The sequence below is a fragment of the Devosia limi DSM 17137 genome (assembly GCF_900128975.1).
GTDB classification, from domain to species: domain Bacteria; phylum Pseudomonadota; class Alphaproteobacteria; order Rhizobiales; family Devosiaceae; genus Devosia; species Devosia limi.
On sequence record NZ_FQVC01000005.1, the window covers coordinates 178,292 to 204,768 of the forward strand.

The following is a 26,477-nucleotide window of genomic DNA, read 5'->3' on the forward strand; positions in this document are numbered from 1 at the left end:
CCGCAACGACACTTGACCTTTGCCGGCGCGCTGTCGACTGTTGCCCAAACTACTCCGGGGATCGCATTGAACGAAATCGCTACACGCCGCCGCGCCACGGTTCACGATGTCGCCCGCACGGCCGGCGTATCGCTGGCCACGGTCGATCGCGTGCTCAATGCCCGGGCCGGCGTGCGCGCCGCCACCATCGAAAGGGTTGAGGCGGCCATCGCCGAACTTGGTTTCCAGCGCGATCTCTCGGCCTCGCTTCTGGCGCGGGCGCGTGACCTGCGGGTGACCTTCATCATCCCCGAGGGCTCCAATGAATTCATGGCCAGCCTGGCGCAGGCCGTAGCCAACCGCGCCGGCCCGGCGCTGGCCGACAGGCTGCATCTCGATATCATCAGGATCAAGGCGCTGGACGCTATGGCGTTGGCGCATTGCCTCGACAGTTTGCAGCCATCGGCCTGCGATTGTGCGGTGATCGTCGCCGGTGAAGACCCCTCCGTTCTGGTTGCTGTCGATGCGGCGACCCGGCGCGGCATCCTGGTGGTGACGCTGGTGTCCGATCTGCCGGGCTCGAGCCGCCGCGCCTTCATCGGCATCGACAACACGGCTGCCGGCCGCACGTCTGCCTCGTTGATGGGGCGTTTTTGCACCGGCCACGGCAAGGTCGGCGTCATCGCCGGCTCCCTGCACCTGCGCGATCACCGCGACCGGCTGGAGGGTTTTCGGCAGGTCATCGCGGCCGAGTTTGCGGACATCGAGATCATCGGTCCCATTGAGGGGCATGACGAACACGCCGAAACTGCGGCGCAGGTCACGACGCTGCTGGCCCAGCATCCCGACCTTGCCGGCATCTACAATCTGGGCGCCGGCAATGCCGGGCTGGTCTCGGCCCTGACGGCATCCGGACGCGCTGGTACCATCCGCGTCATCGCCCATGAACTCTCGGAGCCGACCCGACGGGGACTGCTGTCCGGGGTCATCGATGTCGCCATTGACCAGAATCCGGATGGCGAAATCCGTGCCGCCATCGGCGCGGCGCGGGCGCTCGCTCTGGACAGCAGCGCCGCCGCCCCGATTGAGCCCATCGAAATCGGGATTTTCCTGCGCGACAATCTGCGCTAAGAAACTGCCATACAAAGACGACGCGCCCGCCAAAGGGCTTGGGAGGACCTGCCAGGTGACCATCGACAGAGCATCTGCAATTCGTTTTGAGGTACGTACCTCATGAGCGCATCCTATCTTGGTATCGATATCGGCACTTCGGGTGTCAAAGTTCTTCTGATCGACGAAAAAGGTCGTTCGCTGGGCGAGGCTGCAGCGGCAGCGACTGAACCGGTCAGGCCCCATCCCGGCTGGTCCGAACAAAATCCCGCCGATTGGTGGAGCGCCACCCTCGCCGCCATCGACGCGCTCTCGAAGTCTCACCCGGCCGAACTGGCTCTGGTCCGCGGCATTGGCCTGTCCGGTCACATGCATGGCGCCACTCTGCTCGACAGGCAGGACAACGTCTTGCGCCCCTGCATACTCTGGAATGACGGCCGTGCGGCCGCCGAGTGCGTGGAGATGGAAGCAACTTTGCCGACGCTGCGCGCCATTGCCGGCAATATCGCGATGCCGGGCTTCACCGCCCCCAAGCTTGCCTGGGTCCGCAAACATGAGCCGGACATCTTCGCCAAAATCGCCAAGGTCCTGCTGCCCAAGGCCTATGTGCGGTTGCTGCTCTCGGGCGAGCATGTCGAGGACATGTCCGACGCCGCCGGTACGCTTTGGCTCGACGTGGGCAAGCGCGACTGGTCGGACGAACTGCTGGCCGTCACCGGCCTGGATCGCAGCCACATGCCGCGCCTCGTTGAGGGCTCGGCGCCGGCCGGTGCGCTGAAGCGCGAATTGGCGCAACGTTGGGGCATGCAGGCCAATGTGGTGATCGCTGGTGGCGCGGGCGACAATGCCGCCGCAGCCTGCGGGATCGGCGCCATCCGTCCCGGTGAAGGATTCGTCTCGCTGGGAACCTCTGGCGTATTGTTCGTTTCCAATGACCGCTTCCGCCCCAATACCGAGGGCGCTGTGCACGCCTTCTGCCATGCCATCCCCGATACCTGGCACCAGATGGGCGTCATCCTCTCGGCCACTGATAGCCTCAACTGGCTGAGCAAGATCACCGGGCAGAAACCTGCCGATCTTGCCGGCGCCGCCGAGGCGCAGTTCAGCGGGCCAGGCAGGGAGATATTCCTGCCCTATCTCTCCGGTGAGCGCACCCCACACAACAATGCCGGCGCGCGCGGTTCGCTGACCGGTCTCTCCCACCTGTCCGACCCGGCCAGGTTGGCCCAGGCGGTGATGGAAGGCGTGGCCTTCGCCTTCCGCGATTGCCAACGTGTCCTCAACGATGCCGGCACGAGGATCGACCGGCTGCTCGCCGTGGGCGGCGGCAGCAAGTCCGCACTTTGGCTCAAGCTGCTCGCCACCAATCTTGCTATGGAAATCGCCCTCCCCGAGGACGGCGATTTCGGTGGCGCGCTCGGCGCGGCGCGGCTCGGCCTCTGTGCCGCCGAAGGCGCCGACCTCGCGACGGTGATGACCATGCCGGCCATCAAGGCCGTCATCGTCCCCGATCGGGCGCTGTCGGCGGCCTATACCGACCAATACCAGCGCTATCGCGCCCTTTATCCCGCCATTGAGGAGGCAATTTCGTGACTGATTTTTTCAAGGGTATTTCGCCGATCAAGTTCGAAGGTGCCGACAGCACCAATCCGCTGGCCTATCGCCACTACAACAAGGACGAACTTGTCGCCGGCAAGCGGATGGAAGACCATATCCGTCCGGCCATCGCCTATTGGCACACCTTTGCCTGGGAGGGCGGCGATCCGTTTGGCGGCCGTACTTTCGATCGTCCCTGGTATGACAAGGGCATGGAGGGAGCCCGCATCAAGGCCGACGTGGCTTTCGAAATGTTCGACCTGCTCGACGCGCCCTTCTTCTGCTTCCATGACGCCGACATTGCCCCCGAAGGCGCGACGCTGGCCGAGAGCAATCGCAATGTCCGCGAGATCGGCGAGATCTTTGCCAGGAAGATGCAGTCGGGCCGCACCAGGCTGCTCTGGGGTACGGCAAACCTCTTCTCCAATCGCCGCTATATGTCGGGCGCCGCCACCAATCCCGATCCCGACGTCTTCGCCTATGCCGCCGGCCAGGTGAAGAATGTGCTGGAACTGACCCATGAACTGGGCGGCGACAACTATGTGCTGTGGGGTGGCCGCGAGGGCTACGAGACCCTGCTCAACACCAAGATCGGCCAGGAGCAGGACCAGATGGCCCGGTTCATCCATCTGGTGATCGAGCATGCCGAAAAGATCGGCTTCAAGGGTCAGGTCCTGATCGAGCCCAAGCCGCAGGAACCCAGCAAGCACCAGTATGACTACGACGTGGCCACGGTCTATGGCTTCCTCAAGCGCTATGACCTGGACACCAAGGTGAAATGCAATATCGAGGTCGGCCATGCCTTCCTCGCCGGCCACTCCTTCGAGCACGAACTGGCTGTTGCCGCCTCGCTCGGCATGCTCGGCTCGGTCGATGCCAACCGCAATGACCTGCAATCGGGCTGGGATACCGACCAGTTCCCCAATAGCGTGCCCGAGACGACGCTGGCCTTCTACCAGATTCTCAAGAATGGCGGGCTTGGCAAGGGCGGCTTCAACTTCGACGCCAAGGTGCGCCGCCAGTCGATCGACCCAGCCGATCTGCTTTATGGCCATATCGGTGGCCTCGACGTGCTGGCGCGTTCACTCAAGGCCGCAGCGGCGCTGATCGCGGACGGCACCTATGACAAGGCGGTCGATGCCCGCTATGCAGGCTGGCAGGGTGCCGACGCCAAGGCCATTCTCGGCGGCAAGGTGTCGCTCGCCGATCTGGCAGCCCGCGTCGAGAAAGACAACATCAACCCGCAGCCCCGCTCGGGCCAGCAGGAATATCTCGAAAACCTGATCAACCGCTTCGTCTAGATCCCCCCGCAGATCGTGACCCTCGGGCATGACCCGAGGGTCCTTCACTGGCGAACGCACTGCAAGCGCATAGAACTCGGGTCAAGCCGAGAGTGGCACGCGGTGGTGGCCGTCGTCTTTACGCGCCGTCCGAGGTTTTTCCATGCCCCAGATCACCAATCCTATCCTGCCCGGCTTCAATCCGGATCCGTCTATCCTGCGGGTGGGGGAGGACTATTACATCGCCACCTCGACCTTCGAATGGTATCCGGGCGTGCAGATCCATCACTCCCGCGATCTGGCCAATTGGCAGCTGGTGACCCGCCCGCTGACCCGCAAGAGCCAACTGGACATGCGCGGCAATCCCGACAGTTGTGGCGTTTGGGCGCCCTGTCTCAGCCATGCCGATGGCCTGTTCTGGCTGGTCTATACCGACGTCAAGCGCAAGGACGGCTCGTTCAAGGACGCGCATAATTACATCGTCACCGCGCCAGCGATCGAAGGCCCCTGGTCCGATCCGATCTATGTCAATTCATCGGGCTTTGACCCGTCACTGTTCCATGACGACGACGGCCGCAAATATTTCGTCAACATGCTCTGGGATCACCGTGTGCGGCCGCTTCTGTTCGCCGGCATTGCGCTGCAGGAGTTCGATCCGGTCGCGGGCAGGCTGGTCGGCCCGATCAGCAATATCTATCAGGGCACCGACCTCAAGCTGGTCGAGGGACCCCACCTCTACAAGCGCAACGGCTGGTACTATTTGCTGACGGCCGAGGGCGGTACCGGTTACGATCACGCCGTGACCTTCGCCCGTTCCCGCAATATCGACGGGCCCTACGAAACCCATCCCGACCAGCACATCCTCACCGCCAAGGACGATCCTCTCAATCCGCTGCAACGTGCCGGACATGGCGACCTGGTCGACAGTCCCGACGGCAAGACCTATCTGGTGCATCTGGCTGGCCGCCCGACCACCCAGAAGCGCCGCTGTGTGCTGGGCCGCGAGACCGCGATTCAGGAGGCATTCTGGGGTAAAGACGACTGGATTCACGTGAAACAGGGGCCCCTGCCTTCGCTCCATGTCGAGCTGCCGGGCACTCGTGACGAAGCCGCCTATTGGGCCGAGCAGCGCTACGAGTTCGATGGTGCGCTGCATCGGGACTTTCAGTGGCTGCGCACGCCCGAGACCGATCGAATCTTCTCGCTCACCGCCAAGCCCGGTGCCCTGCGCCTCTATGGTCGCGAATCCATCGGGTCCTGGTTCGAGCAGGCATTGGTGGCGCGCCGCCAGACCCATTTCTCCTATGACGCCGAGACGGTCTTGGATTTCGCCCCGACCGACGAGCGCACCATGGCTGGCCTCGCGGCCTATTACGGCCGCTACAATTTCTTCTATCTGGCCGTCACCGCCCATGCCGATGGCCAGCGCGAATTGCTGATCATGAGTTCGGAAGCCAGCTTCCCCGATGGCAAGCTGCGCTTCCCCGCCCTGCCCGTGCCGATCCCCAACACTGGCACGGTCCGGCTGGCTTTGACCATTCGCGGCCCGGCGCTACAGTTCTTCTACGCGCTTGCTGGCGCTGAGCTGACCCCAATCGGACCGGTGCTTGACGCTTCGGTCCTTTCGGATGAATGCGGTGGCCACGCCGAACATGGCAGCTTCACCGGCGCCTTCGTGGGCGTTGCCGCCCAAGATCTCAATGGCACCGCCAGTCCCGCCGATTTCTTCGGCTTCACCTACCGTCCGGTGCGAGACCCGAGCGATCGCTACGAGGTTTGATGCCCTATCGCTGGCGCCGCCCGCCTCAACGCCATCACATCTGCTCGAACGGCGCGACAAAACATCGCACCCTGCTATACTGGCGTCATTGCAGGTTGCGTTGCGCGTGACCCTCGCGCGCCCGCGGCTGCCCGATAAGGAGGTCTCTGGTCATGGCACATTTCCATGTTATTGGCGGCGCCGGGGAAAAGCTGGCCCATCCCGTCGTGCGCAAGATTGGCCTGTCTGATCTGTTCGATAGCCTGCGGCAGGGCGCTGCCGACTTCTGGGAAAAACCCTCGCATTACGTGCTGCTCACCCTGATCTATCCCATTGTCGGCATTGGTCTGGCGGTCTGGATGTCGGGCTATTACACATGGCCCATGCTGTACCCGCTGGTGGGTGGCTTCGCGCTGATCGGTCCGTTCGCGGCTCTCGGGCTTTATGAAATCAGTCGCCGGCGCGAAATGGGCATGGATACGTCCTGGCGCCACGCCTTCGATGTGCTGCATTCCCCCGCCCTCGCCTCGATCGGCGGCGTCGCGGTCATGCTCTTCGTGGTCTTCACCCTGTGGCTGACCGCCGCGCAGACGCTCTATGAAAGCCTGTTTGGCTCGGCCCCGCCCATGGCGCTGACTGACCTCATCAACCAGATCCTCACCTCCCCGCAGGGGTGGACCTTGATCGTTGTCGGCAATTTGCTGGGCCTGGCCTTTGCCATCTTCACCCTCTGCACCACGGTCATTGCCTTCCCACTGCTGCTGGATCGCGATGTCGGCGCCTTTGTGGCGGTACAGACCTCGTTCCGCGCGGTGATGAAAAACCCGGTGCCCATGGCTGCCTGGGGCATCATCGTCGCTCTTGGTCTGGCGCTTGGCATGGTGCCGCTATTCGTCGGCCTTGCGGTGGTCATCCCGATCTTCGGTCACGCCACCTGGCATCTCTATCGCAAGGTAATCGAGCCAGAACCCTCTGGCCGCAGTCGCACCAGCCATTGATTGCGGGGGGCCGGTTGCCGCTTTGCCCAGGCTCAATCATCGGGGCAAAGCGGCCGAGGCGCTGTTGGATTTTTCGCCATTGCCCACTAAGGTCTCGGCTTTCCCGCGATAGCTGAGTTGTTGATGGACCAGGCGCCTTACGACCCCCCGAAAAGTTCGACACCCCAGCCGGCCCTGACGCCAATGATGGCCCAGTATTTCGAGATCAAGGCGATCAATCCGGGCTATCTGCTGTTCTACCGCATGGGTGATTTTTACGAGCTGTTCTTCGAGGACGCCGAGATTGCCAGTGCCGCCCTCGGCATTGTGCTGACCAAGCGCGGCAAGCATCTGGGCGAAGATATCGGCATGTGCGGCGTGCCCATCCATGCCGCGCAGGATTATCTGCGCAAGCTGATAAACCTTGGCCATCGCGTCGCGCTCTGCGAGCAGGTCGAAGACCCCGCCGAAGCCAAGAAGCGCGGTAGCAAATCGGTGGTCAAGCGCGACGTCGTTCGCCTGATTACCCCCGGCACACTGACCGAAGACGATCATCTGGATGCGCGCAGCTCCAATTTTCTCGTTGCCCTGGCAATGGTGCACCACGGCGAAACCGATTTTGCCCTTGCCTGGGCTGACGTTTCGACCGGCGAAACCTTCTGCCTGGATTTGACGGCGGAGCTGCTGCAGGACGAGCTGGCGCGCATCGATCCAGTGGAACTGCTGCTGACCGAGGCGACGCGCCAGGCGCTGGTTGAGCGGCACCTGTTGCCGCCATCGCTGGTGCCGGTGCTCTCGCCGATCGCGCCAGCCTTTTTCGACAGTGAAGCGGCCATGCCGCGCCTGCGCGAAGCCTTCCCCGGCGACAGTTTCGATCCCAGCGCCCTCACCCGCTCGTCCCGCGCCGCCCTCGGCGCGCTGGTCGGCTATGTTCATGAAAGCCAGAAGGGCGGCGCCGTGGCGCTGCGCCCACCGGCCTCCGAAAACGCTCCCGAACATCTCGCTATCGATCAGGCTACCCGCGCCTCGCTCGAATTGCACCAGACCCAGCGCGGCCAGGCCCGCGGTTCGCTGCGTCATGCCATCGATCTGACGGTCACCGCCCCCGGCTCGCGCCTGCTCTCGGCCCGGCTGGCCGCCCCGCTCTGCAACGCCGCCGATATCAATGGCCGGCTCGACGCGGTGGCGCTCCTCGTCGATGACACCATGCTGACCGGGCGCCTGCGCAGTGACCTCAAGGCCGTGCCCGATCTGGCCCGGGCCCTGACCCGTCTGGCGCTGGACCGCGGCGGCCCGCGCGATCTCGCCGCCATCGGCAAGGCCGTCAGCGCTGCCTCGGCCCTTTCCGGTCACTTTCGCCCCCTGGCCGATATTCCGCCAACTCTTGGTACCATCGCCCAGACACTCGCCGCCGCACCGCTGCCACTGGCGTCCGAGCTGACGCTGGCGCTCGATGACGAAGTGCCGCTGCTTGCGCGCGATGGCGGCTTTGTCCGCAAGGGCTATGACGCCACCCTCGATAGCGAACGCGCGCTCGCCAGCGAAACCCGCGAAGTGGTTGCGGCATTGCAGGCCCGCCTGATCGACGAAACCGAGGTGCGCTCACTCAAGATCCGGCACAATGGGGTTCTCGGCTATTTCGTCGAAGTCCCCGCCGCCCATGGCGGACGGCTCCTCGAAGAGCCGCATCGCCAGACCTTCATCCATCGCCAGACCCTGGCCAATGCCATGCGCTTCACCACGGCCGAGTTGGCCGAGCTGGAGGGCCGCATTGCCCGCGCCCACGAAGCGGCGCTCGAACTCGAACTCAAGATCTTCGCCCGCCTTCGCGCCCACGTGCTGGAGCAGACCGATTCCCTGCGGCAGCTGGCCGATGCCCTGGCCGAGCTCGACGTCACCGCCGCCCTCGCTCACCTGGCCGCCACCCGCAATTATGCCCGTCCCGAGATCGACAATTCGCTGGCCTTCGCCATAGCCGGCGGCCGCCATCCGGTGGTCGAGGACATGGTGCAGGCCGAAGGTCATAGCTTCGTCGCCAATGACGCCGATCTTTCCGGCTCCGACGCTATTGGCGGTGGCCGGCTCTGGCTGGTCACCGGCCCGAACATGGGCGGTAAGTCGACCTTCCTCCGCCAGAACGCGCTGATCGCCATCCTGGCGCAGATGGGCAGTTTCGTGCCAGCATCATCGGCCCATATTGGCGTCGTCGACCGGGTGTTTTCCCGCGTCGGCGCTTCCGACGATATCGCCCATGGCCGTTCGACCTTCATGGTCGAAATGGTCGAAACCGCTGCAATCCTCAATCGCGCCACCCGGCGTTCCCTCGTCATTCTCGACGAGATCGGCCGCGGCACCGCCACTTTCGATGGTCTCTCCATCGCCTGGGCCGCCGTCGAAGCCCTGCACGAAACCACCGGTTGCCGGGCGCTGTTCGCTACCCATTTCCACGAACTGACCAGCCTGCAAAAGACCCTCAGCCGCGTCTACAACGTGACCATGAAGGTGCGCGAATGGGAGGGTGAAGTGGTGTTTCTGCATGAAGTGGGATCGGGCGCTGCCGATCGCTCCTATGGCATTCAGGTGGCCCGGCTGGCCGGTCTGCCTGAGCCGGTTCTGGCCCGTGCCCGCCAGGTGCTTTCTATTCTCGAACAACGCTCGGCAGGCAGCGGGTCTTCCGGTAGTGTCGCTGCCGTGCTAGACGATTTGCCGCTCTTTGCGCATCAGCCGCCGCCGGTTACAAAGACTGCAGATGCCGTTCACGAAGCGCTAGACGCCGTCCGACCCGACGAGATGACCCCCAAGCAAGCGATCGAGTTGATCTACGAGTTGAAGAAAATCCGCGATGCCGCTCGCCGACGCTGACGTCAGATCGCGAAAACCGCACTTCGCGCTGAAGACCGCCGAGACCATTCTGGACGAGCTCGATGCCCTTATCGGGCGCGAAGCGCCCAAGAGTGCTGCGGCGCGCGCTATCGTTTTGGCCCATATACGGGCTGTCCTCGCCGCCGCGCGCCAGGGCGCGGAAGCCGAATTGCTGGCCTCTGGCAAGGGCACCCGCTGCGCCCAGAACCTCTCCGCCGCCCAGGACGAAATCATTTCGGCGGTGCATCTGTTTGCCACCCGCCGCGTCTACCCCGTCGATAATCCCTCCGGCGCCGAAGCCATCGCTCTTTCAGCCGTTGGCGGCTATGGCCGCGGCACCCTTGCCCCCGGCTCCGATATCGATCTGCTGTTCATCCTGCCCTACAAGCAAACGCCCTGGGGCGAGCAGGTCACGGAATACATCCTCTATATGCTGTGGGACCTCGGCCAGAAGGTCGGCCACGCCGTCCGCTCTGTCGATGAATGCATCCGCATGGCCCGCGCCGACATGACCGTGCGCACCGCAACGTTGGAGGCGCGTTTCCTTACCGGCGACAAGGCGCTGTTCGAGCAGCTGGTGCGGCGCTTCGAAACCGAAATCATGCCGCGCACCGGCCCCGAATTCATCGCCGCCAAGATGGCAGAGCGCGACGAGCGTCACCGCATGATGGGCAATACCCGCTATGTGGTCGAACCCAATATCAAGGACGGCAAGGGGGGGCTGCGCGATCTCAATACCTTGTTCTGGATCGGCAAATACTTCTACCAGGTCAAGACCAGCCAGGAGCTGGTCGGCAAGGGCGTGCTATCACCCCAGGAATACCGGCTGTTCTCGCGTGCCGAGGACTTTTTGTGGGCCGTGCGCTGCCATCTCCACTTTCTGACCAATCGCGCCGAGGACAAGCTGACCTTCGACGTGCAGCCCGAATTGGCCGAGCGCATGGGCTATGCCAAGCGCGTCGGCATGTTGGGGGTCGAGCGCTTCATGAAGCGCTATTTCCTCGTCGCCAAGGACGTGGGCGATCTGACCCGTATCTTCTGCGCCAGCCTTGAGTTCAATCACGCCAAGGATATGGATTTGGTCGGGCGCGTTCTCGCCCCCTTCCGTGCGGGCCGCTCCAAAATCAAGGGCGAAACCGATTTCGTGCTCGATACCGGCCGGCTCAATCTCACCAGCCCCGATGTGTTCGAGAAGGACCCGGTCAATCTCATCAAGATGTTCCTGGTCGCGGGACGCGAGGAATTGCTGTTCCATCCCGATGCGATCAAGGTCATCACCCGCTCGCTGCGCCTGATCGACAACAGCCTGCGCAATGATGCCAAGGCCAATGGCTATTTCCTGACCATCCTGACCTCGCCACTTTCGGTCGAGCGTATCCTGCGTCAGATGAACGAAAGCGGCGTTCTCGGCAAGTTCGTGCCCGATTTCGGCAAGATCGTCGCCCTGATGCAGTTCAACATGTACCACCACTATACGGTGGACGAGCACCTGATCCGGGCGGTGGGCGTCATGGCCCAGATCGCCAATGGGGGGCTACGCGACGAGCTGCCGCTGACCCATGAGCTGATGCCCCAGCTCAATGATACGCGCCTGCTCTATGTGGCGCTGTTCCTGCACGATATCGCCAAGGGCCGCCCGGAAGATCACTCGATCGCCGGCGCCAGGATTGCGCGAAAATTCTGTCCGCGCCTCGGTCTCTCCCCCGCCGAAACCGACACCGTCGCCTGGCTGATTCAGTATCACCTGTTGATGAGCGAAGTGGCCCAGGCCCGCGATATCCAGGACCCCGAAACCGCCAAGGCTTTTGCCGACATCGTCCAATCTCCCCAACGCCTGGCCCTGCTCATGATCCTCACTGCCTGCGATATTCGCGCTGTGGGTCCTGGGGTCTGGACCGGCTGGAAGGGCTCACTGCTGCGGGCCCTCTACTACGCGACCGAACCACTGCTCTCGGGCGGGCATTCCCAGGTCACCCAGTCCGATCGCATCAACCAGGCTCGCCATACTCTGGCCGAAGCGCTCCAGGCCTGGCCCGCCGACGAAATTGAGGCCTATGTCGCCCGCCATTACGACCACTACTGGCTGCGCGCCGAGCCGGAACTGCAGGTCGAACATGCCCGCATGATCCGACAGGCCGATCTCGCCGACCAGCCCTTTGCCGGCTCTATCCGGGTCAAGGCCTTCGAGGGCATCACCGAGGTTTCCTTCTATACCCCCGATCATCCCCGCCTGCTGTCGCTTATCGCCGGGGCCTGCACCATGCAGGATGCCTCCATTATTGGCGCGCAGATTTTCTCCACCCGTGACGGCCGCGCCATCGATACCTTCCGACTGCGCCGCGCCTTCACCTCCGATGAGGACGAAAAGGTCCGCGCCACCCGCATCATCGATACGGTCAAGCAATTGCTGCAGGGCAAGCGCCAGATCCTGATCGATCTGGGCAAGGACAGCCGCCACAATCGTCGCCTCAAGCCCTTCGCGCTGCCGGCGGAAGTCATGGTCTCCAACTCGCTGTCGGAAAAGTTCACCGTCATTGAGGTTTCCGGCCTCGATCGCACCGGGCTCCTCCATGCCCTGACCCACGAAATTGCCGATCTCAATCTCACCATCGGCTCCGCCCATATCGGCACCTATGGCGAAAAGGCCGTCGACGTTTTCTACGTTACCGATCTGACCGGCCAGAAAATCGGCAGCAAGCCGCGCCAGCGCAAGATTCACGATGCCCTGATGGCGGTTTTTCGCCCCAAGGCCGCCGACGAGCGGGTCAAGGTCAGCAATGGCTGATCGGGCACGATGAGCCTCTACCGCAATTTTCTCTCCGTCGGCGGGTTGACGCTGCTGTCGCGCGTCGCCGGCTTCTTGCGCGATGCGCTGATGGCCGCCGTGCTCGGCATTGGCCCGACGGCTGACGCCTTCAACGCCGCCTTCCGCTTCCCCAACCTGTTCCGGCGCCTGTTTGCCGAAGGCGCCTTCAATACCGCCTTCGTGCCGATGTTCTCGACCGCGCTCGAAACCGAGGGGGCCGAAAGCGCCAAGGCCCTGGCCGGCCGCATCATGAGCTGGCTCGTGGCGGCGATCCTCGTTGTCACCGTGCTCGCCGAAATCTTCATGCCGCAGCTGATGCGGCTTTTCGTGCCCGGCTTTGCCAATGATCCGCAAAAGTTCGAACTGACCGTGTTCCTGACCCGGATCATGTTCCCCTATCTGGCCTGCATGTCGCTGATGGCCGCTTACGGCGCCATTCTCAATAGCCTCGATCGGTTCTTTGCTGCCGCCTTCGCGCCGGTCCTGCTCAATATCGTCAATATCGCCGTGCTGGTGCCGCTGGCGATTCTGACGCTCGAAAACCCGGCCGATGTCGCGTTCTGGATGGCGATTGCGGCGCTGGCGGGGGGCGTCGCGCAATTGGCGCTGGTCTATTTGGCCATCCGCCGGGCCGGTTTCGTGCCGCGCCTGTCCTGGCCGCATTTCGACAGCGAAGTGCGCCGCTTCTGGATCCTGGCTATTCCCGCCATCATTGCCGGCGGCATTACCCAGATCAATATCTTCGTCGGCACCGTGATTGCTTCGGGCGCCGATAGCGCCATCGCCATCATTTCCAATGCCGATCGGCTGTATCAATTGCCACTGGGCATTATCGGTATCGCTATCGGCACCGTGCTGCTGCCCGAGCTGTCGCGCCATCTCGGTGCCGGTCGCGAGGCCGAAGCCCGTGCCACCCAGAGCCAGTCCTTGCTGCTTTCCATGCTGTTTTCGCTGCCAGCTGCTGCTGCCCTGATCGCTATTCCGGAGCCGATCGTACGCGTGCTGTTCGAGCGCGGCGCCTTCGATGCCAATGCCACCGTGCAGGTCGCCGATACCCTCATCGCCTTTGCTGTCGGCCTGCCCGCCTTCGTGCTGATCCGCGTGCTGCAGCCGGGCTATTTTTCCCGCAAGGACACCAAGACTCCAACGATTTTCGCGGGGATTTCCGTGGTGGTCAATATTGCCGCCTCATTGCTGCTATTCCCCAGTCTGCAGCATGTCGGCATCGCGCTGGCGACCTCGATTTCGGCCTGGATCAACGTCGCCTGCCTGGCTTTTTTCCTGTCCCGACGCGGATATTTCTCGCTGACGCGAGCCGAACTCGCCAAGCACTGCTTGATCCTGCTTGCTAGCCTCGTGATGGGCGTTGTGCTGTACCTGCTGGCCAGCCGCGGCCACGCTGTCTTTGCCCCCGGCGCCTTCTTCCCGCTGCAGGCGCTGGCGCTGCTCGCCATCTGCAGTTTCGGCGTCGTGCTGTATTTCACGCTAATCCATTTTTCCGGGGTGCAGCCGCTCGGCCAATTACTGCGCCGCCTGCGCCGGACCAAGGCCTAGACTTGCATACCGCCCCTCCAATGGGCGATAAGCCCCGCTCTACTTAGCCAAACGAGACCGACCCATGGCCTTCACTCCGCGTGTCTTTTCCGGCATCCAGCCTTCCGGCGACCTGCATCTGGGCAATTATCTCGGCGCCATCCGCCGCTTTGTGCCGCTGCAGCAGAGCTATGAATGCGTCTATTGCGTCGTTGATATGCACGCCATCACCGTGTGGCAGGATCCCAATGACCTGCGCCGCGCCACCCGCGAGGTCGCAGCCGCATTCATCGCCGCCGGGGTCGATCCCAAGAGCTCGATCATTTTCAACCAGTCCCAGGTCAGCCAGCATGCTGAACTGGCCTGGGTGTTCAATTGCATCGCCCGCATCGGCTGGATGAACCGGATGACCCAGTTCAAGGACAAGGCGGGCAAGAACTCGGAAAATGTCTCGCTGGGCCTTTTGGCTTATCCATCGCTGATGGCCGCCGATATCCTGCTCTACAAGGCAACCCATGTGCCGGTCGGCGACGACCAGAAGCAGCATCTCGAGCTGACCCGCGATATCGCCCAGAAGTTCAACAATGACTATGCCGCCTCGATCGGCGAACAGGGACTGGACCCCGAATTCTTCCCGATCACCGAGCCGCTGATCGCTGGTCCCGCCACCCGCATCATGAGCCTGCGCGATGGTACCAGGAAGATGAGCAAGTCCGATCCCTCGGACCAGTCGCGCATTTCCCTGCTCGACGATGCCGATGCCATTGCCAAGAAGATCAAGCGCGCCACCAGCGATTCCGAACCCCTGCCTGAAACGGTCGAAGGTCTGGCTGGCCGCCCCGAGGCCGATAACCTCGTCGGCATCTACGCCGCCCTGGCCGATCTGACCAAGGCGGACGTGCTGGCCCAGTATGGTGGCCAGGGCTGGGGCACCTTCAAGCCGGCGCTGGCCGAGCTCGCCGTGGCCCAACTGTCGCCAATGATCGGCGAAATGCGCCGCCTGACCGATGACCCCGCCACCATCGACGCCATCCTGCGCGACGGTGCCGAGCGCGCCAGCGTACTCGCCGAGGCGACAATGGCCGAAGTCCGGCGTATCGTCGGCTTCATCCGCTAACCCGCACCTGGAGCGGCCATGTACGAAACCGAGTACAAGCGCAAATTTCTCGTCGTCATTGACGAGACCGAAGAATGCGACCGGGCGCTGACCTTTGCCGCCTTCCGCGTCAAGCGGACCGGCGGCACCGTGGTGCTGATGAGCGTGGTGGAGCCGCCCGAATTCATCGGCATGGGCGTCGAGGACGTCTTGCGGGCCGAGGCCGTCGAAGCGGCGGAGCGAACTCTTGATATCCGTCTCGCTCGCCTGCGCGATATCGGCGAGGTCAAGGTCGAGTCGGTGATCCGCGAAGGCGATGGCCCCGAACAGATTGAAAAGGTCATCGCCCAGGACCGCGATATCGCCATTCTCGTGCTCGCGGCCTCAACCTCCCCTGATGGTCCGGGACCGCTGGTGCTGCACTTCGCCAACCGTGCCAATGCGCTGCCCATTCCGCTGACCATCGTGCCCGGCAGAATGAGCGACGAAGAAATTATCGCGATCTGCTAACTGGCCGCAGGCGAAATCGCCTCCGGTGGAGCGGTTTTGGCGCAGCAGGCCATGAGAGCTGCGGTGGAATGGCCCAGCCGCTCAGCGACTGCCGCTGGCGATCAAGCCAGCAGCGCCGGTTCGGTCAGCTGCTTGCGCCTGAGCATCGGATCGTTGAGGAAGGTGCCGAGCGGGAAGAAGGCCGCAAAAGTCGTACGGGTCCATTCCCAGGCGGTAAAGCCACGGCCCCACAGACAAACGACCATGGCGAGCAGATAGACCACAAAGGCGGCGCCATGAATCATGCCGACCGGTGGCACCAGCCCGGGCATGGCAAACCAGTATTTGAGCGGCATGGCGACAAAGAACAGCGCCACAGTGGTGATACCCTCGACAATGCCCACGAAGCGAAACAATCTGATCATGGCGCGGAGGTTAGCTTGCGGGCCCGCTGGGCAAAAGGTGGCCTAAGGTCGCGCTCTGCGAAAGCCCTTGCTTCCCGCGCCAAAAACACTATTTTAGAAGCGTTCTAAATCCTAATTGCCGATTGCGGCCGAGGGAAATCGCCATGTTCATTCAGACCGAAGCCACGCCCAACCCGGCCACTCTCAAATTCCTGCCTGGCCGCGATGTGATGACCGGCGAGCCGCGCGACTTCCGTTCCATGGAAACCGCTGCTGCCTCGCCGCTGGCCACCGGCCTTTTCGCCATTTCCGGGGTTACCGGCGTCTTCCTGGGCTCCGATTTTATCTCGGTAACCAAGGATGACACCAATTGGGCCCATATCAAGCCGGCCATTCTTGGCGTCATCATGGACCACTTCCTGTCGGGCAAGCCGGTCATCGCCGAAGCAGGCGCTGCCGTGCCGAGCGATGCCGGTGGTGAGGAATTCTTCGAGACCGAAGATGCCGAAACCGTCGAAGTGATCAAGGAATTGCTGGCCACCCGCGTGCGCCCGGCCGTGGCCATGGATGGCGGCGACATTATTTTCAAAGGCTATAAGGAAGGCACCGTCTTCCTGCATATGCAGGGTGCATGTTCCGGCTGCCCCTCCTCGACCGCCACCCTCAAGAATGGCATCGAGAACCTGCTCCGCCACTTCGTCCCCGGCGTCGAGGCCGTCCAGCAGGTCTGACCGGCGGTCCGCCGATAGATTTGGCAGCAGCCCGGAGCGATCCGGGCTGTTTCTGTTTGTGCTGCTGACGCTGATGCTCGCCCTAAGCCTTGCCTTCTAAATCTGCTGCAACCACCGCCTGCCCCTCGGGCCTGACCCGAGGGGCACTCTCAACACGGCATGAACGCCCCCTGCCTCCTCACGGTGTCATTCCGGCATAGCCAGGAAGCTCCCTGGACCACGCAGGAAGGTCATTCCCGCCTAGGCGGGAATGACCAGTGGGAGACGGCAAGGTGGAGCGTGCCTATGGCGCTGCGCGCCCTGCCCGTCGCAAAGAACCAAACAAAAGGCCCGGATCACTCCGGGCCTCAAATTCATTCAGCGGCAGCCTTTTCGGCCGGGGATCTCTGGTCGGTAATCGCCAGCGGCTCGCCGGCATCATCGCGCTTGCGCCGGATGCGCAGCCGCTTGATACGGCGGCTATCGGCGGCGAGAATTTCAAACTCGAAGCCATCCAGCCGCGTCACCCGCTCGCCCCGCTTGGGCACGTGCCCCGCCAGGTCGAACACCAGCCCGCCAATGGTCTCCACTTCGTCGCCGAACTCACCCGGATCGAAGTCCGGGCCGATCAGCGTGCGTACATCGGCCAGCTCGGCCCGGGCATCGGCAATATAGGTATCGATGCCCACCTTGCGGATCAGCGCCGCCTCGAGCTCATCGTGCTCGTCCTCGATCTCGCCAACCACGGCTTCCAAGAGGTCCTCGATGGTCACCAGACCATCGGTGCCGCCATATTCGTCGACGACGATGGCCATATGCACCCGGCTGGCGCGCATCGATTGCAGCAAGTCACCCACCGGCATGGAAGTGGGCACGAACATCGCCGTGCGCATCAGGTCAAGCTTGAGGATCTTCTGGCGCAGGGCCGACGAGACCAGCTTGACCGGCACGTCCTTGTCGGGATCGCTGACGGGTTCGGTGATCTTTTGCAGGGCATCCTTGACGTGGATGAAGCCCAATATCTTGTCCAGCCCGTCCTCGTAGATCGGCAGACGCGAATGGCCAACCTGGCGGAATTTGCCCAAAAGCGTGCCAAGATTGATATCGCCTTCGATCGCCTGGATGTCGGAGCGTTCGACCATGACGTCGGCGACCGTGACATTGCCCAGCTTCAGCACGTTTTGCAGGATCGTGCGTTCGCTCTCGGAGAAATCCGCTGTTTCGGCACTTCCCTGCTCGTCCAGCGCGACCTGCAGATCGTCGCGCAGGGAAACCGTGCGCAAAGCCATCAGGGACTTGATGCGGTTCCAGATCGTTGGCCCCCGCGTCGAGGCGGAGGCGGGACTAGAAGGAGGCTCGGGGTTTTCGGGCACCCTTGGGCCCATACTGTCGCTGTCGTTCATTGTCTGATGCCGCGAGATACGGCTTTTCTGTCCTCAGTCTGAGTGTCGCGTTGTGCGCCGCAGGAACCTGTCCCGCGGATAGTGTGGCACAGGATTAGCGTCCTGACCTAATCGGCGTAGGGGTCATCGATCCCCAAGCTCGCCAATATCCGGGTTTCAAGGCTCTCCATTTGAAGGGCTTCGGCCTCATCGATATGATCATAACCCAATATATGCAGAAAGCCATGCACGACCAAATGGCTAAAGTGATCGGCAAAACTCTTGCCCAGATCATCGGCTTCACGCACCAGCGTTTCACGCGCCATGGTGATATCGCCCAAAATCCCCATCACCGGGCCAAACGGCTCGATCTGCGGGAAGCTCAATACATTGGTGGAGCTGTCCTTGCCCCGCCATTGCTTGTTAAGCTCGTGCTGCTCTTCGTCATTGGTCAAAAGGATCGACAGCTCGGCTGCGCCCTTGACCTTGGCCTTGCTCTGCCTGAGCGCTTCCAGCACCGCGCGCTCGGCCAGAGGATCGATATCCTCCGGCCAATCGTCGTCATTGCGGATAATGGCTATTTCCAGTGGTAGCGACGTCAGCGTGTAATTCCTTCGGCGAGCTTTTCCTGGGCCTTGCGGGTCGTGTCGGCCTCGTAAGCCCGCACGATCCGCCCGACCAGCGCGTGACGTACCACGTCCTTGTCGGAAAAGCGCGAGATGTGCACGCCTTCCACGCCATCGAGCAGACCGACGGCCTCCACCAGCCCGGATTTCTCGCCGCGCGGCAAGTCGACCTGGGTCGGATCGCCGGTAACGATCATCTTGGAGTTCTCGCCCAGGCGGGTCAGGAACATTTTCATCTGCATCGAAGTGGTGTTCTGCGCTTCGTCGAGAATCACCACCGCATTGGCGAGCGTGCGGCCACGCATGAAGGCCAGCGGCGCCACTTCGATAATGCCCGAGGTCAGGCAGCGCTCGACATTTTCCGGCTTCATCATGTCGTAAAGCGCGTCATAGAGCGGGCGCAGATAGGGATCGACCTTTTCCTTCATGTCGCCGGGCAGGAAGCCCAGGCGCTCGCCCGCCTCGACAGCCGGGCGCGACAGGATGATACGGTTGATATCGCCACGCTCCAGCAATGACGCAGCATGCGCCACCGCCAGATAGGTCTTGCCGGTACCGGCCGGGCCGACCCCGAACACCAGCTCGCTCCGTTCCATGGCGCGCATATAGGCGTCCTGGGCGGGTGAGCGGGCGACAACAGTGGATTTGCGGGTGGCGATCTGGGCCATCCGCACCTTGCCCTTGCGCTCCAGCGTCGGCAGGGTCAGCTGGCTGTCTTCGGTCTCGATCATGCGGATGACGCCGTCGACATCGGAAATGTCGACGCTGCGCCCTTCCTCGAGCAGGCCATAGAGTGATTCGAGGACACGGCGGGCCTGGTCGACCGACGTGGCGCCGCCCTTGAGCAACACATGATTGCCGCGCGGCGTTGCCGATACCTTCAGGCGCTGTTCGATCAGCGCCAGGTTCTGGTCGAAATCGCCATACAGCTGGGCCGCGAGGCGATTATCTTCAAAAGCGAGTTCGAGTTGGGATGCGAGTGCGTTGTCTGCGGTCGGTGACAAGTGCCTGCTCAAACTGGTGTGGCTCCCGGAGGGGCGGCGCGGGCTTGCGCCGCGAGGTGATAACGAGGCTAGGACGATTTGGGTCCAATGTCTGTAGCAATATTGTGACGCTCCAGCCCGGCCGCAAGGCGGCACAAACGCTCCGGTGGAGCGTTTTCAGGGGTGGAGGCCATGAGAGCTATGCGCGAATGGCTCGGCGGCAGGCTCGGACGGCGGAGGAGTGTACCTAAAGCCGTGCCTGACCATTGCCACCCTCACGCGGCGACCGCCACCTTCAGCCGGCCAACCAGCGAATTGGTTGATGTCCCGATGATCTCCACCTGATGGATTGCCCCGATCAGATCGGTCGAGCCATCCAGATGCACAGCCTGCAGATAGGGCGAGCGGCCGCCCACCTGCCCGGCCATGCGGCCCGGCCGTTCGATCAGCACCGGCAGCGTCTTGCCGACGCAGCTGGCGTGGAAGGCGGTGGTCTGCGCATTGACCAGGTCCTGCAGCCGCCACAGGCGTTCCGACTTGACCTCTTCGGCGACCTGATCGCCCAGATTGGCGCCTGGAGTGCCCGGACGGGTCGAATATTTGAACGAATAGGCCGAGGCATAGCCCACATCGGCGATGATCTTGAGCGTGTCCTCGAAATCCTGGTCGGTCTCGCCGGGGAAGCCGACGATGAAATCGCCCGATAGCGCCATGTCCGGCCGCGCGGCCTTGATGCGCTCGATCACCTTGAGATATTCGGCCCCGGTATGGCGGCGGTTCATCGCCTTGAGAATGCGGTCCGAGCCCGACTGCACCGGCAGGTGCAGATAGGGCATCAGGATATCGAGATCGCGGTGGGCTTCGATCAGCGCATCGTCCATGTCGCGGGGATGGCTGGTGGTGTAGCGCAGCCGCTCCAGCCCTTCGATCCCGGCGAGGAGATAGGCCAATTCGCCCAGTCCCACCGTGCGCCCGGCCTCATCGACACCGTGATAGGCGTTGACGTTCTGGCCCAGCAGCGTGATTTCCTTGACCCCGCCTTCGACCAGCCCGCGTGCTTCCGCCAGCACCTGCCGCACCGGGCGGCTGACCTCGGCGCCGCGCGTATAGGGCACCACGCAGAAGCTGCAGAATTTATCGCAGCCTTCCTGCACCGTCAGGAACGCGGTCAGCCCACGCCTTATGGTGACTTCCTTCTTGGCCGCCGGCAGGTGGTCGAACTTGTCCTCTTCGGGGAAGTCGGTATCGATCACCGCGCGCTTGAGCGAAGGATGCATATGGCGCTGGGCTTCCGCCTTGGCCAGCATGTCGGGCAGCTTGTGATAGGCCTGCGGGCCGAACACCATGTCGACGACCGGCGCACGGCGGGCGATTTCCTCGCCCTCCGCCTGCGCCACGCAGCCGGCCACCCCGATCATCAGATCGGCCCCACCGGCGCGGCGTTCGCTCTGCAATTCCTTGAGCCGCCCCAACTCGGAAAACACCTTCTCGGAGGCCTTTTCGCGGATGTGGCAGGTATTGAGCAGCACCAGGTCGGCCATGGCAATGTCGGCCGTCGGCTCATAGCCGTGCGGCGCCAGCGCATCCGCCATGCGGTCGCTGTCATAGACATTCATCTGGCAACCATAGGTCTTGATGAAGAGCTTCTTGGTATTCTGGCGCATCTCGGTCATGCGCGCTCTTTACCAGAGGACGCGACAAGACTCAAAGCGCCGCTGCAACCTCTGCGCTCCGGCGGGGTTTTACCCTCGAACCCAAGGGGAGATCGTCATGACCACGACCGACAAGACCAAGCCCAAGCCCAAAACTGACTCTGCCGCCGCCATGAAGGACGGCAAGAAGCCCGGTCCCAAGGATGCGCCCATTCAGGTGCGCAATGCCGGCAAGGACGCCCTTGCCGACAAACCCAAGGACTGGGACGCACAGGACGAAGCGGTGGATGAGAGCTTTCCTGCCAGCGATTCCAGCGCCAAATACTGATTGTCCGGCCGCGTAACATTGGCGGCGACGTCATTGTTTGCGGCGGGTGCTTCCACCCAAGCACTTGATCCGTCTATGGTCAGGTTGCGGCAGCGATTTGACGAAAACCATTCTGGCCGCGGAGCGGACACGCATGGCGCAACCCGAGGTCGTCGCGACCCCAGCGAAAACGGCCCGCTCGGGTCAACCGGTGGCCTTTTACCTCTTCGCACTGGTGCTGGTCATCCTGGTGCCGGCGTTGATCGTTTCGCTGGTCCTGCTGCAGCGCACCAATCAGGCCCAGGAAGAGGTGGTGCGGTCGCTCACCAATGCCACCGTGCAGGCCATGGTGCAGACGGTCGATCGCGAAGTCTCGGGCATGATCACCACGCTGCGTGTGCTCTCAACCACCCATTCGGGCGGACTTGCCGGATTTCATGATCGCGCGCTTATCGCATTGGCCGGCACCGGCGCCTATCTCATCGGGCTCGACGCCGATTTCAACCAGCAATTCAATACCCGCCTGCCCTTTGGGGAAGAGCTCGGGCCGACCTCCAATCCAGAAAGCGCGCGCAAAGCACTGGAACTGGGCGTCCCGACGGTCTCCGAGCTGTTCTTTGGCAAGATCGCCCAGCGCTGGGTGTTCAACGTGCTGCTGCCGACGCCGCAAAACGATAGCGGCACCGTCCTGCTGGTTCTCACCCAGGACGCTGCCAATCTGACCGCCGCGCTGCAATCGCGGCAATTGCCGCCTGGCTGGCATGCGGCGCTGGTTGATGGCGCCAATGTCGTTATCGCCGCCACCCTCGATGCAGGGGTACAGCCCGGCCAGGTGCTGGACATGCTGCCCTTTCAGCAGGACCTGACTTCGCCGACCTGGCAGCGTCAGGTCCTCAATGGCGAGGCTATGGTCACCGCCGAGCGTGCCGCGAGCACGGCGGGCTGGCGCGTCGTCGCCTGGGCAGCTGCCTCGGCAGTGGACCGCCCGCTCGAAGAGAGCATTTTGTGGCTGGGCGCCTGGGGTGTCATCATCGCCATTGCCGCCGGTACTGTTGCCTTCTTCTTTGCGCAGCGTATTGCCAGTTCGGTGCGTGGCCTGCGCCGCGACGCCAATCGGCTGGGGCGCGGCGAGCCGGTCGAAGCCAAATCCTATCCGGTTGCCGAACTGGCCGAAGTCAGCCAGGCCCTGGCGCGTGCCTCCGAGCAGCGCCAGGCGGCGGAGCGCGACGTCCGTTTCCTGATGCGCGAACTGGCGCATCGCTCCAAGAACCAGATGACCGTGATTTCGGCCATGGCCAAACAGTCAGCGCGTGGCGCCACCGACGTCACCAGCTATGTGCAGAGCTTCGAGCGGCGCATTCATGGGCTGGCCCGCTCCACCGATCTGCTGCTGGCCCATGGCCGGGCCGGCGTCGGGCTCAACGAACTGGTCGCCCACCAGCTCGCCCCGTTCAGCCCTGCCGACGAAGCCCGCCGCGTCCACATCGAAGGTCCCTCGATCCGGCTCAATGCTCAGGCCGCCCAGACCCTGGGCATGGCCCTGCATGAGCTGTCCACCAATGCGGTCAAATATGGCGCCTTCGCCGAGGATAGCGGCACGCTGTCGGTGCGCTGGTCGATTGCCGGTGACCAGCTTGACCTGGTCTGGCGCGAGGTCTGCGCCAATGCCCCCGCCCCCAGCGACAGCAAGGGCTTTGGCACCACCGTCATCCATTCCATGGTCGGAGCGGCCCTCGGCGCCAAGGTCGAACGCCTGCTGCATGATGACGGCATCGAATGGCGTTTCGTCATTCCGCTGGCCGCCATTGATCCCGCCTTCGCTGCTGCCTCCCCCGATGGCCTTGAGGGCGATCCCGGAGACGACTGAGGCAGAATCAATAAATTCTGGCATTGGCGGCCCGTTTGGACTATATGCAGGCCAGCTTTGGACCTTCGGGCCCGGGCTTTCACGGCCCCTCCTGGACGACATCCCGGCTGGGGCGACCACAATCCTCCTTCGAAAGGGATATGTCCGATGTCGATCACTGCTGAGCGCAAGACCGCTCTGATCCAGGAATACGCAATCAAGCCAAATGATACGGGTTCGCCCGAGGTCCAGGTTGCGATCCTGTCGGAACGCATTGCCAACCTCACCGAGCACTTCAAGGGTCACGCCAAGGATAACCATTCCCGCCGCGGCCTGCTCAAGCTTGTTTCCACCCGTCGCAGCCTGCTTGACTACGTCAAGAAGGTCGACGAGTCCCGTTACAAGACCTTGATCGAAAAGCTCGGCCTGCGTCGCTAAGCGATGCGGCTTTGAATTGTGGATGCGGGGCGTGCCCCGCATCCACCTTCGCCCCACCCCACAATTGGGACGGGCGGAAAGCGTAGACCGGCGATAAGCCGGAGCATGGCAGGATTATTGGCCGCTCCCCCGCCTCACGCTCGCAAAATCAGGTTTTGGTTTTGATCCCGTGAGGCACCCGACCCCGAATGTGGTCCGGAAGAGCCTCGCTTTTCCACGGATCGCGCGCCCGGGAGATTCGGAGCGTCTTGTTGTCTTGCCCATGTTTCGTCTTCGCCAGACCGAAACAGTGCCTGATTTTGAGCCTGAACCGCACATGGGGTGCGCGACGGGTGCGGGCACACTGAAAGCGCCGCGCGGATTCTGCGCTCCGTGTTCCGGGCCTTTCAGCCAGATGGAAAGACCAAACATGTTTGATCACCACAAGGTAGAGCTCAACTGGGGCGGCCAGCCGCTGACGCTGGAGACCGGCAAGATTGCCCGTCAGGCCGATGGCGCCGTGCTCGCCACCCTCGGGGAAACCGTGCTGCTGGCCACCGTTGTGTCGGCCAAGTCGCCCAAGCCGGGCATCGACTTCTTCCCGCTGACCGTCAACTACCAGGAAAAATACTTCGCCGCCGGCAAGATTCCGGGCGGCTATTTCAAGCGCGAAGGCCGTCCGACCGAGAACGAGACCCTGACGTCTCGCCTGATCGACCGTCCGATCCGCCCGCTTTTCCCCGAAGGCTACAAGAACGAGACCCAGGTGGTCATCACCGTTCTGCAGCACGATATGGAAAACAATCCGGATGTGCTCGCCATGGTCGCAGCCTCGGCTGCCCTGACCATTTCGGGCGTGCCCTTCATGGGCCCGATCGGCGCTGCCCGCGTCGGCTACGTCGATGGCGAATATGTGCTGAACCTACCGGTCGACCGTCGCGCCGACAGCAAGCTCGACCTGGTCATGGCCGGCACTGCCGATGCCGTGCTGATGGTTGAATCGGAAGCGCAGGAGCTTTCCGAGGAAGTCATGCTCGGCGCCGTGATGTTTGGCCATGCCGAAAGCCGCAAGGTAATCGACGCAATCATCAAGCTGGCCGAACTGGCTGCCAAGGACGCCCGCGATTTCGAGCCGGAAGACCATTCCGCCCTCGAAGCTGAAATGCTGGCCTTCATCGAGACCGAGCTGCGCGCAGCTTACAAGCTCACCAAGAAGGAAGAGCGCTACGACGCTGTCGACGCTGCCAAGGCCAAGGTCAAGGCACACTTCGCGCCCCAGATCGAAGCTGGCACCTATTCGCCCGAAGAAATCGGCGCTGTATTCAAGTCGCTGCAGGCCAAGGTCGTGCGCTGGAACGTGCTCGATACCGGTCTGCGCATCGACGGCCGTGACCTCGTTACCGTCCGCCCGATCGTCTCGGAAGTCGGCGTCCTGCCCCGTACCCACGGTTCGGCCATCTTCACCCGTGGCGAAACCCAGGCGCTGGTCGTTGCCACCCTTGGTACCGGCGATGACGAGCAGTATATCGACTCGCTCGAAGGCACCTACAAGCAGAACTTCCTGCTGCATTACAACTTCCCTCCATACTCGGTCGGTGAAGCCGGTCGCATGGGCTCCCCGGGTCGTCGCGAAATCGGCCATGGCAAGCTGGCCTGGCGCGCGATCAACCCGATCCGTCCGTCGGTGGAAGAATTCCCCTACACCATCCGCGTCGTCTCCGAGATCACCGAGTCCAATGGCTCGTCCTCGATGGCAACCGTGTGCGGCACCTCGCTGGCTCTGATGGATGCCGGCGTGCCGATGAAGCGTCCGGTGGCGGGTATCGCCATGGGCCTGATCCTGGAAGGCGAAAAGTTCGCTGTCCTCAGCGACATCCTGGGTGATGAAGATCACCTCGGCGACATGGACTTCAAGGTGGCAGGCACCGAAGAAGGCGTGACCTCGCTGCAGATGGACATCAAGATCGCTGGCATCACCGAGCAGATCATGCAGATCGCGCTCGAGCAGGCCAAGGGCGGCCGTATCCACATCCTGGGCGAAATGGCCAAGGCTCTGACCGCATCGCGTTCGGAAGTGGGCGAATTCGCGCCGCGCATCGAGACCATGAAGATCCCGACCGACAAGATCCGTGAAGTGATCGGCACCGGCGGCAAGGTGATCCGCGAGATCGTCGAAAAGACCGGCGCCAAGATCAACATCGAAGATGATGGTACCATCAAGATCTCGTCCTCGGACGGCGCGCAGATCGAAGCGGCCATCAAGTGGATCCGCTCGATCACCGACGAAGCTGAAGTCGGCGCCATCTATCAGGGCACCGTGGTCAAGACCGCCGATTTCGGCGCGTTCGTGAATTTCTTCGGCGCCAAGGATGGCCTCGTGCACATCTCCCAGCTGGCCGATCAGCGCGTTGCCAAGACCACCGACGTGGTCAAGGAAGGCGACAAGGTCTGGGTCAAGCTGCTGGGCTTTGACGAGCGCGGCAAGGTCCGCCTGTCGATGAAGATCGTCGACCAGGCGACCGGCAAGGAAATCGCCCAGGGCGAAGCCGCCGCCGAGTAAGCCGCAAGGCCTGCACAATTGTGGGGCCCGGATCCATCGATCCGGGCCCCTCGCTTTTGTTGCTGCTGGGCAACACTGAGAATCCCATCACTTCCGCGCGAGG

Annotated in this window: 20 protein-coding genes; 15 read left to right on the forward strand and 5 right to left on the reverse strand. The window is 62.9% G+C overall.

The features are described from left to right. Positions 1 to 66 precede the first annotated feature (66 nt). The 10 genes from BUA69_RS10055 to BUA69_RS10100 all read left to right on the forward strand — a co-directional run bounded on the left by BUA69_RS10055 (position 67) and on the right by BUA69_RS10100 (position 15,508). Complete coding sequence (locus BUA69_RS10055) at positions 67 to 1,110, forward strand: LacI family DNA-binding transcriptional regulator (RefSeq protein ID WP_046137310.1); 1,044 nt, start codon at positions 67 to 69, stop codon at positions 1,108 to 1,110. Positions 1,111 to 1,212: 102 nt separating this feature from the next. Then, entirely contained in the window at positions 1,213 to 2,682 is a 1,470-nt protein-coding gene (gene xylB / locus BUA69_RS10060; protein WP_046137186.1) for a xylulokinase, read from the forward strand. Then, complete coding sequence (xylA, locus tag BUA69_RS10065) at positions 2,679 to 3,986, forward strand: xylose isomerase (protein WP_046137185.1); 1,308 nt, start codon at positions 2,679 to 2,681, stop codon at positions 3,984 to 3,986. Before xylB ends, xylA begins: the two co-directional genes overlap by 4 nt. A 142-nt stretch (positions 3,987 to 4,128) precedes the next feature. After that, complete coding sequence (locus BUA69_RS10070) at positions 4,129 to 5,745, forward strand: glycoside hydrolase family 43 protein (RefSeq protein WP_046137184.1); 1,617 nt, start codon at positions 4,129 to 4,131, stop codon at positions 5,743 to 5,745. Between the two features lie 152 nt (positions 5,746 to 5,897). Beyond that, the gene (locus BUA69_RS10075) at positions 5,898 to 6,722 is read left to right on the forward strand and encodes a DUF2189 domain-containing protein (protein WP_046137183.1); all 825 of its coding nucleotides are present in this window, start codon (positions 5,898 to 5,900) and stop codon (positions 6,720 to 6,722) included. A 123-nt stretch (positions 6,723 to 6,845) separates the two neighbouring features. After that, positions 6,846 to 9,563 carry a DNA mismatch repair protein MutS gene (mutS, locus tag BUA69_RS10080; protein WP_046137182.1) on the forward strand — a complete coding sequence of 906 codons (2,718 nt, stop codon included), beginning with the start codon at positions 6,846 to 6,848 and terminating at the stop codon, positions 9,561 to 9,563. After that, complete coding sequence (locus tag BUA69_RS10085; protein WP_052950796.1) at positions 9,544 to 12,348, forward strand: [protein-PII] uridylyltransferase; 2,805 nt, start codon at positions 9,544 to 9,546, stop codon at positions 12,346 to 12,348. Before mutS ends, BUA69_RS10085 begins: the two co-directional genes overlap by 20 nt. A 9-nt stretch (positions 12,349 to 12,357) precedes the next feature. Beyond that, on the forward strand, positions 12,358 to 13,923 hold the full coding sequence (gene murJ, locus BUA69_RS10090) for a murein biosynthesis integral membrane protein MurJ (RefSeq protein ID WP_046137181.1): 1,566 nt from the start codon (positions 12,358 to 12,360) through the stop codon (positions 13,921 to 13,923). A gap of 64 nt (positions 13,924 to 13,987) precedes the next feature. Continuing rightward, positions 13,988 to 15,019 (forward strand): tryptophan--tRNA ligase, encoded by a 1,032-nt coding sequence (gene trpS, locus BUA69_RS10095; protein WP_046137180.1) that lies wholly within the window; start codon positions 13,988 to 13,990, stop codon positions 15,017 to 15,019. 18 nt (positions 15,020 to 15,037) lie between these two features. Then, complete coding sequence (locus tag BUA69_RS10100; protein WP_046137179.1) at positions 15,038 to 15,508, forward strand: universal stress protein; 471 nt, start codon at positions 15,038 to 15,040, stop codon at positions 15,506 to 15,508. A 101-nt stretch (positions 15,509 to 15,609) separates the two neighbouring features. Here BUA69_RS10100 and BUA69_RS10105 read toward each other — a convergent pair whose 3' ends face one another. Continuing rightward, positions 15,610 to 15,912: a DUF3817 domain-containing protein gene (locus BUA69_RS10105; protein ID WP_046137178.1), complete on the reverse strand. Its 303-nt coding sequence runs from the start codon at positions 15,910 to 15,912 to the stop codon at positions 15,610 to 15,612. 143 nt (positions 15,913 to 16,055) lie between these two features. On the opposite strand from BUA69_RS10105, the gene BUA69_RS10110 reads away from it, so the two are divergent. Further along, complete coding sequence (locus BUA69_RS10110; protein ID WP_046137177.1) at positions 16,056 to 16,622, forward strand: NifU family protein; 567 nt, start codon at positions 16,056 to 16,058, stop codon at positions 16,620 to 16,622. Positions 16,623 to 16,975: 353 nt separating this feature from the next. Here BUA69_RS10110 and BUA69_RS10115 read toward each other — a convergent pair whose 3' ends face one another. The 4 genes from BUA69_RS10115 to miaB form a co-directional block, all read right to left on the reverse strand. After that, positions 16,976 to 17,890, reverse strand: a complete 915-nt coding sequence (locus tag BUA69_RS10115; protein WP_052950795.1) for a hemolysin family protein — start codon at positions 17,888 to 17,890, stop codon at positions 16,976 to 16,978. Between the two features lie 221 nt (positions 17,891 to 18,111). Next, positions 18,112 to 18,585 carry an rRNA maturation RNase YbeY gene (ybeY, locus tag BUA69_RS10120; RefSeq protein ID WP_046137176.1) on the reverse strand — a complete coding sequence of 158 codons (474 nt, stop codon included), beginning with the start codon at positions 18,583 to 18,585 and terminating at the stop codon, positions 18,112 to 18,114. Then, positions 18,582 to 19,613 carry a PhoH family protein gene (locus BUA69_RS10125; protein WP_425283971.1) on the reverse strand — a complete coding sequence of 344 codons (1,032 nt, stop codon included), beginning with the start codon at positions 19,611 to 19,613 and terminating at the stop codon, positions 18,582 to 18,584. The genes ybeY and BUA69_RS10125 overlap by 4 nt, the downstream gene beginning before the upstream one ends. Before the next feature lie 254 nt (positions 19,614 to 19,867). Beyond that, positions 19,868 to 21,265: a tRNA (N6-isopentenyl adenosine(37)-C2)-methylthiotransferase MiaB gene (miaB, locus tag BUA69_RS10130; RefSeq protein WP_046137174.1), complete on the reverse strand. Its 1,398-nt coding sequence runs from the start codon at positions 21,263 to 21,265 to the stop codon at positions 19,868 to 19,870. A 97-nt stretch (positions 21,266 to 21,362) separates the two neighbouring features. Here miaB and BUA69_RS10135 point away from each other — a divergent pair, with 97 nt between their 5' ends. The 4 genes from BUA69_RS10135 to pnp all read left to right on the forward strand — a co-directional run bounded on the left by BUA69_RS10135 (position 21,363) and on the right by pnp (position 26,374). Then, on the forward strand, positions 21,363 to 21,572 hold the full coding sequence (locus tag BUA69_RS10135) for a hypothetical protein (protein ID WP_046137173.1): 210 nt from the start codon (positions 21,363 to 21,365) through the stop codon (positions 21,570 to 21,572). Positions 21,573 to 21,705: 133 nt separating this feature from the next. After that, positions 21,706 to 23,418, forward strand: coding sequence for a sensor histidine kinase (locus BUA69_RS10140; RefSeq protein WP_046137172.1), 1,713 nt, complete (start codon positions 21,706 to 21,708; stop codon positions 23,416 to 23,418). Positions 23,419 to 23,565: 147 nt separating this feature from the next. Next, positions 23,566 to 23,835: a 30S ribosomal protein S15 gene (gene rpsO, locus BUA69_RS10145; protein ID WP_046137171.1), complete on the forward strand. Its 270-nt coding sequence runs from the start codon at positions 23,566 to 23,568 to the stop codon at positions 23,833 to 23,835. 409 nt (positions 23,836 to 24,244) lie between these two features. Further along, on the forward strand, positions 24,245 to 26,374 hold the full coding sequence (pnp, locus tag BUA69_RS10150) for a polyribonucleotide nucleotidyltransferase (protein ID WP_046137170.1): 2,130 nt from the start codon (positions 24,245 to 24,247) through the stop codon (positions 26,372 to 26,374). The last annotated feature ends 103 nt before the right edge of the window (positions 26,375 to 26,477 follow it).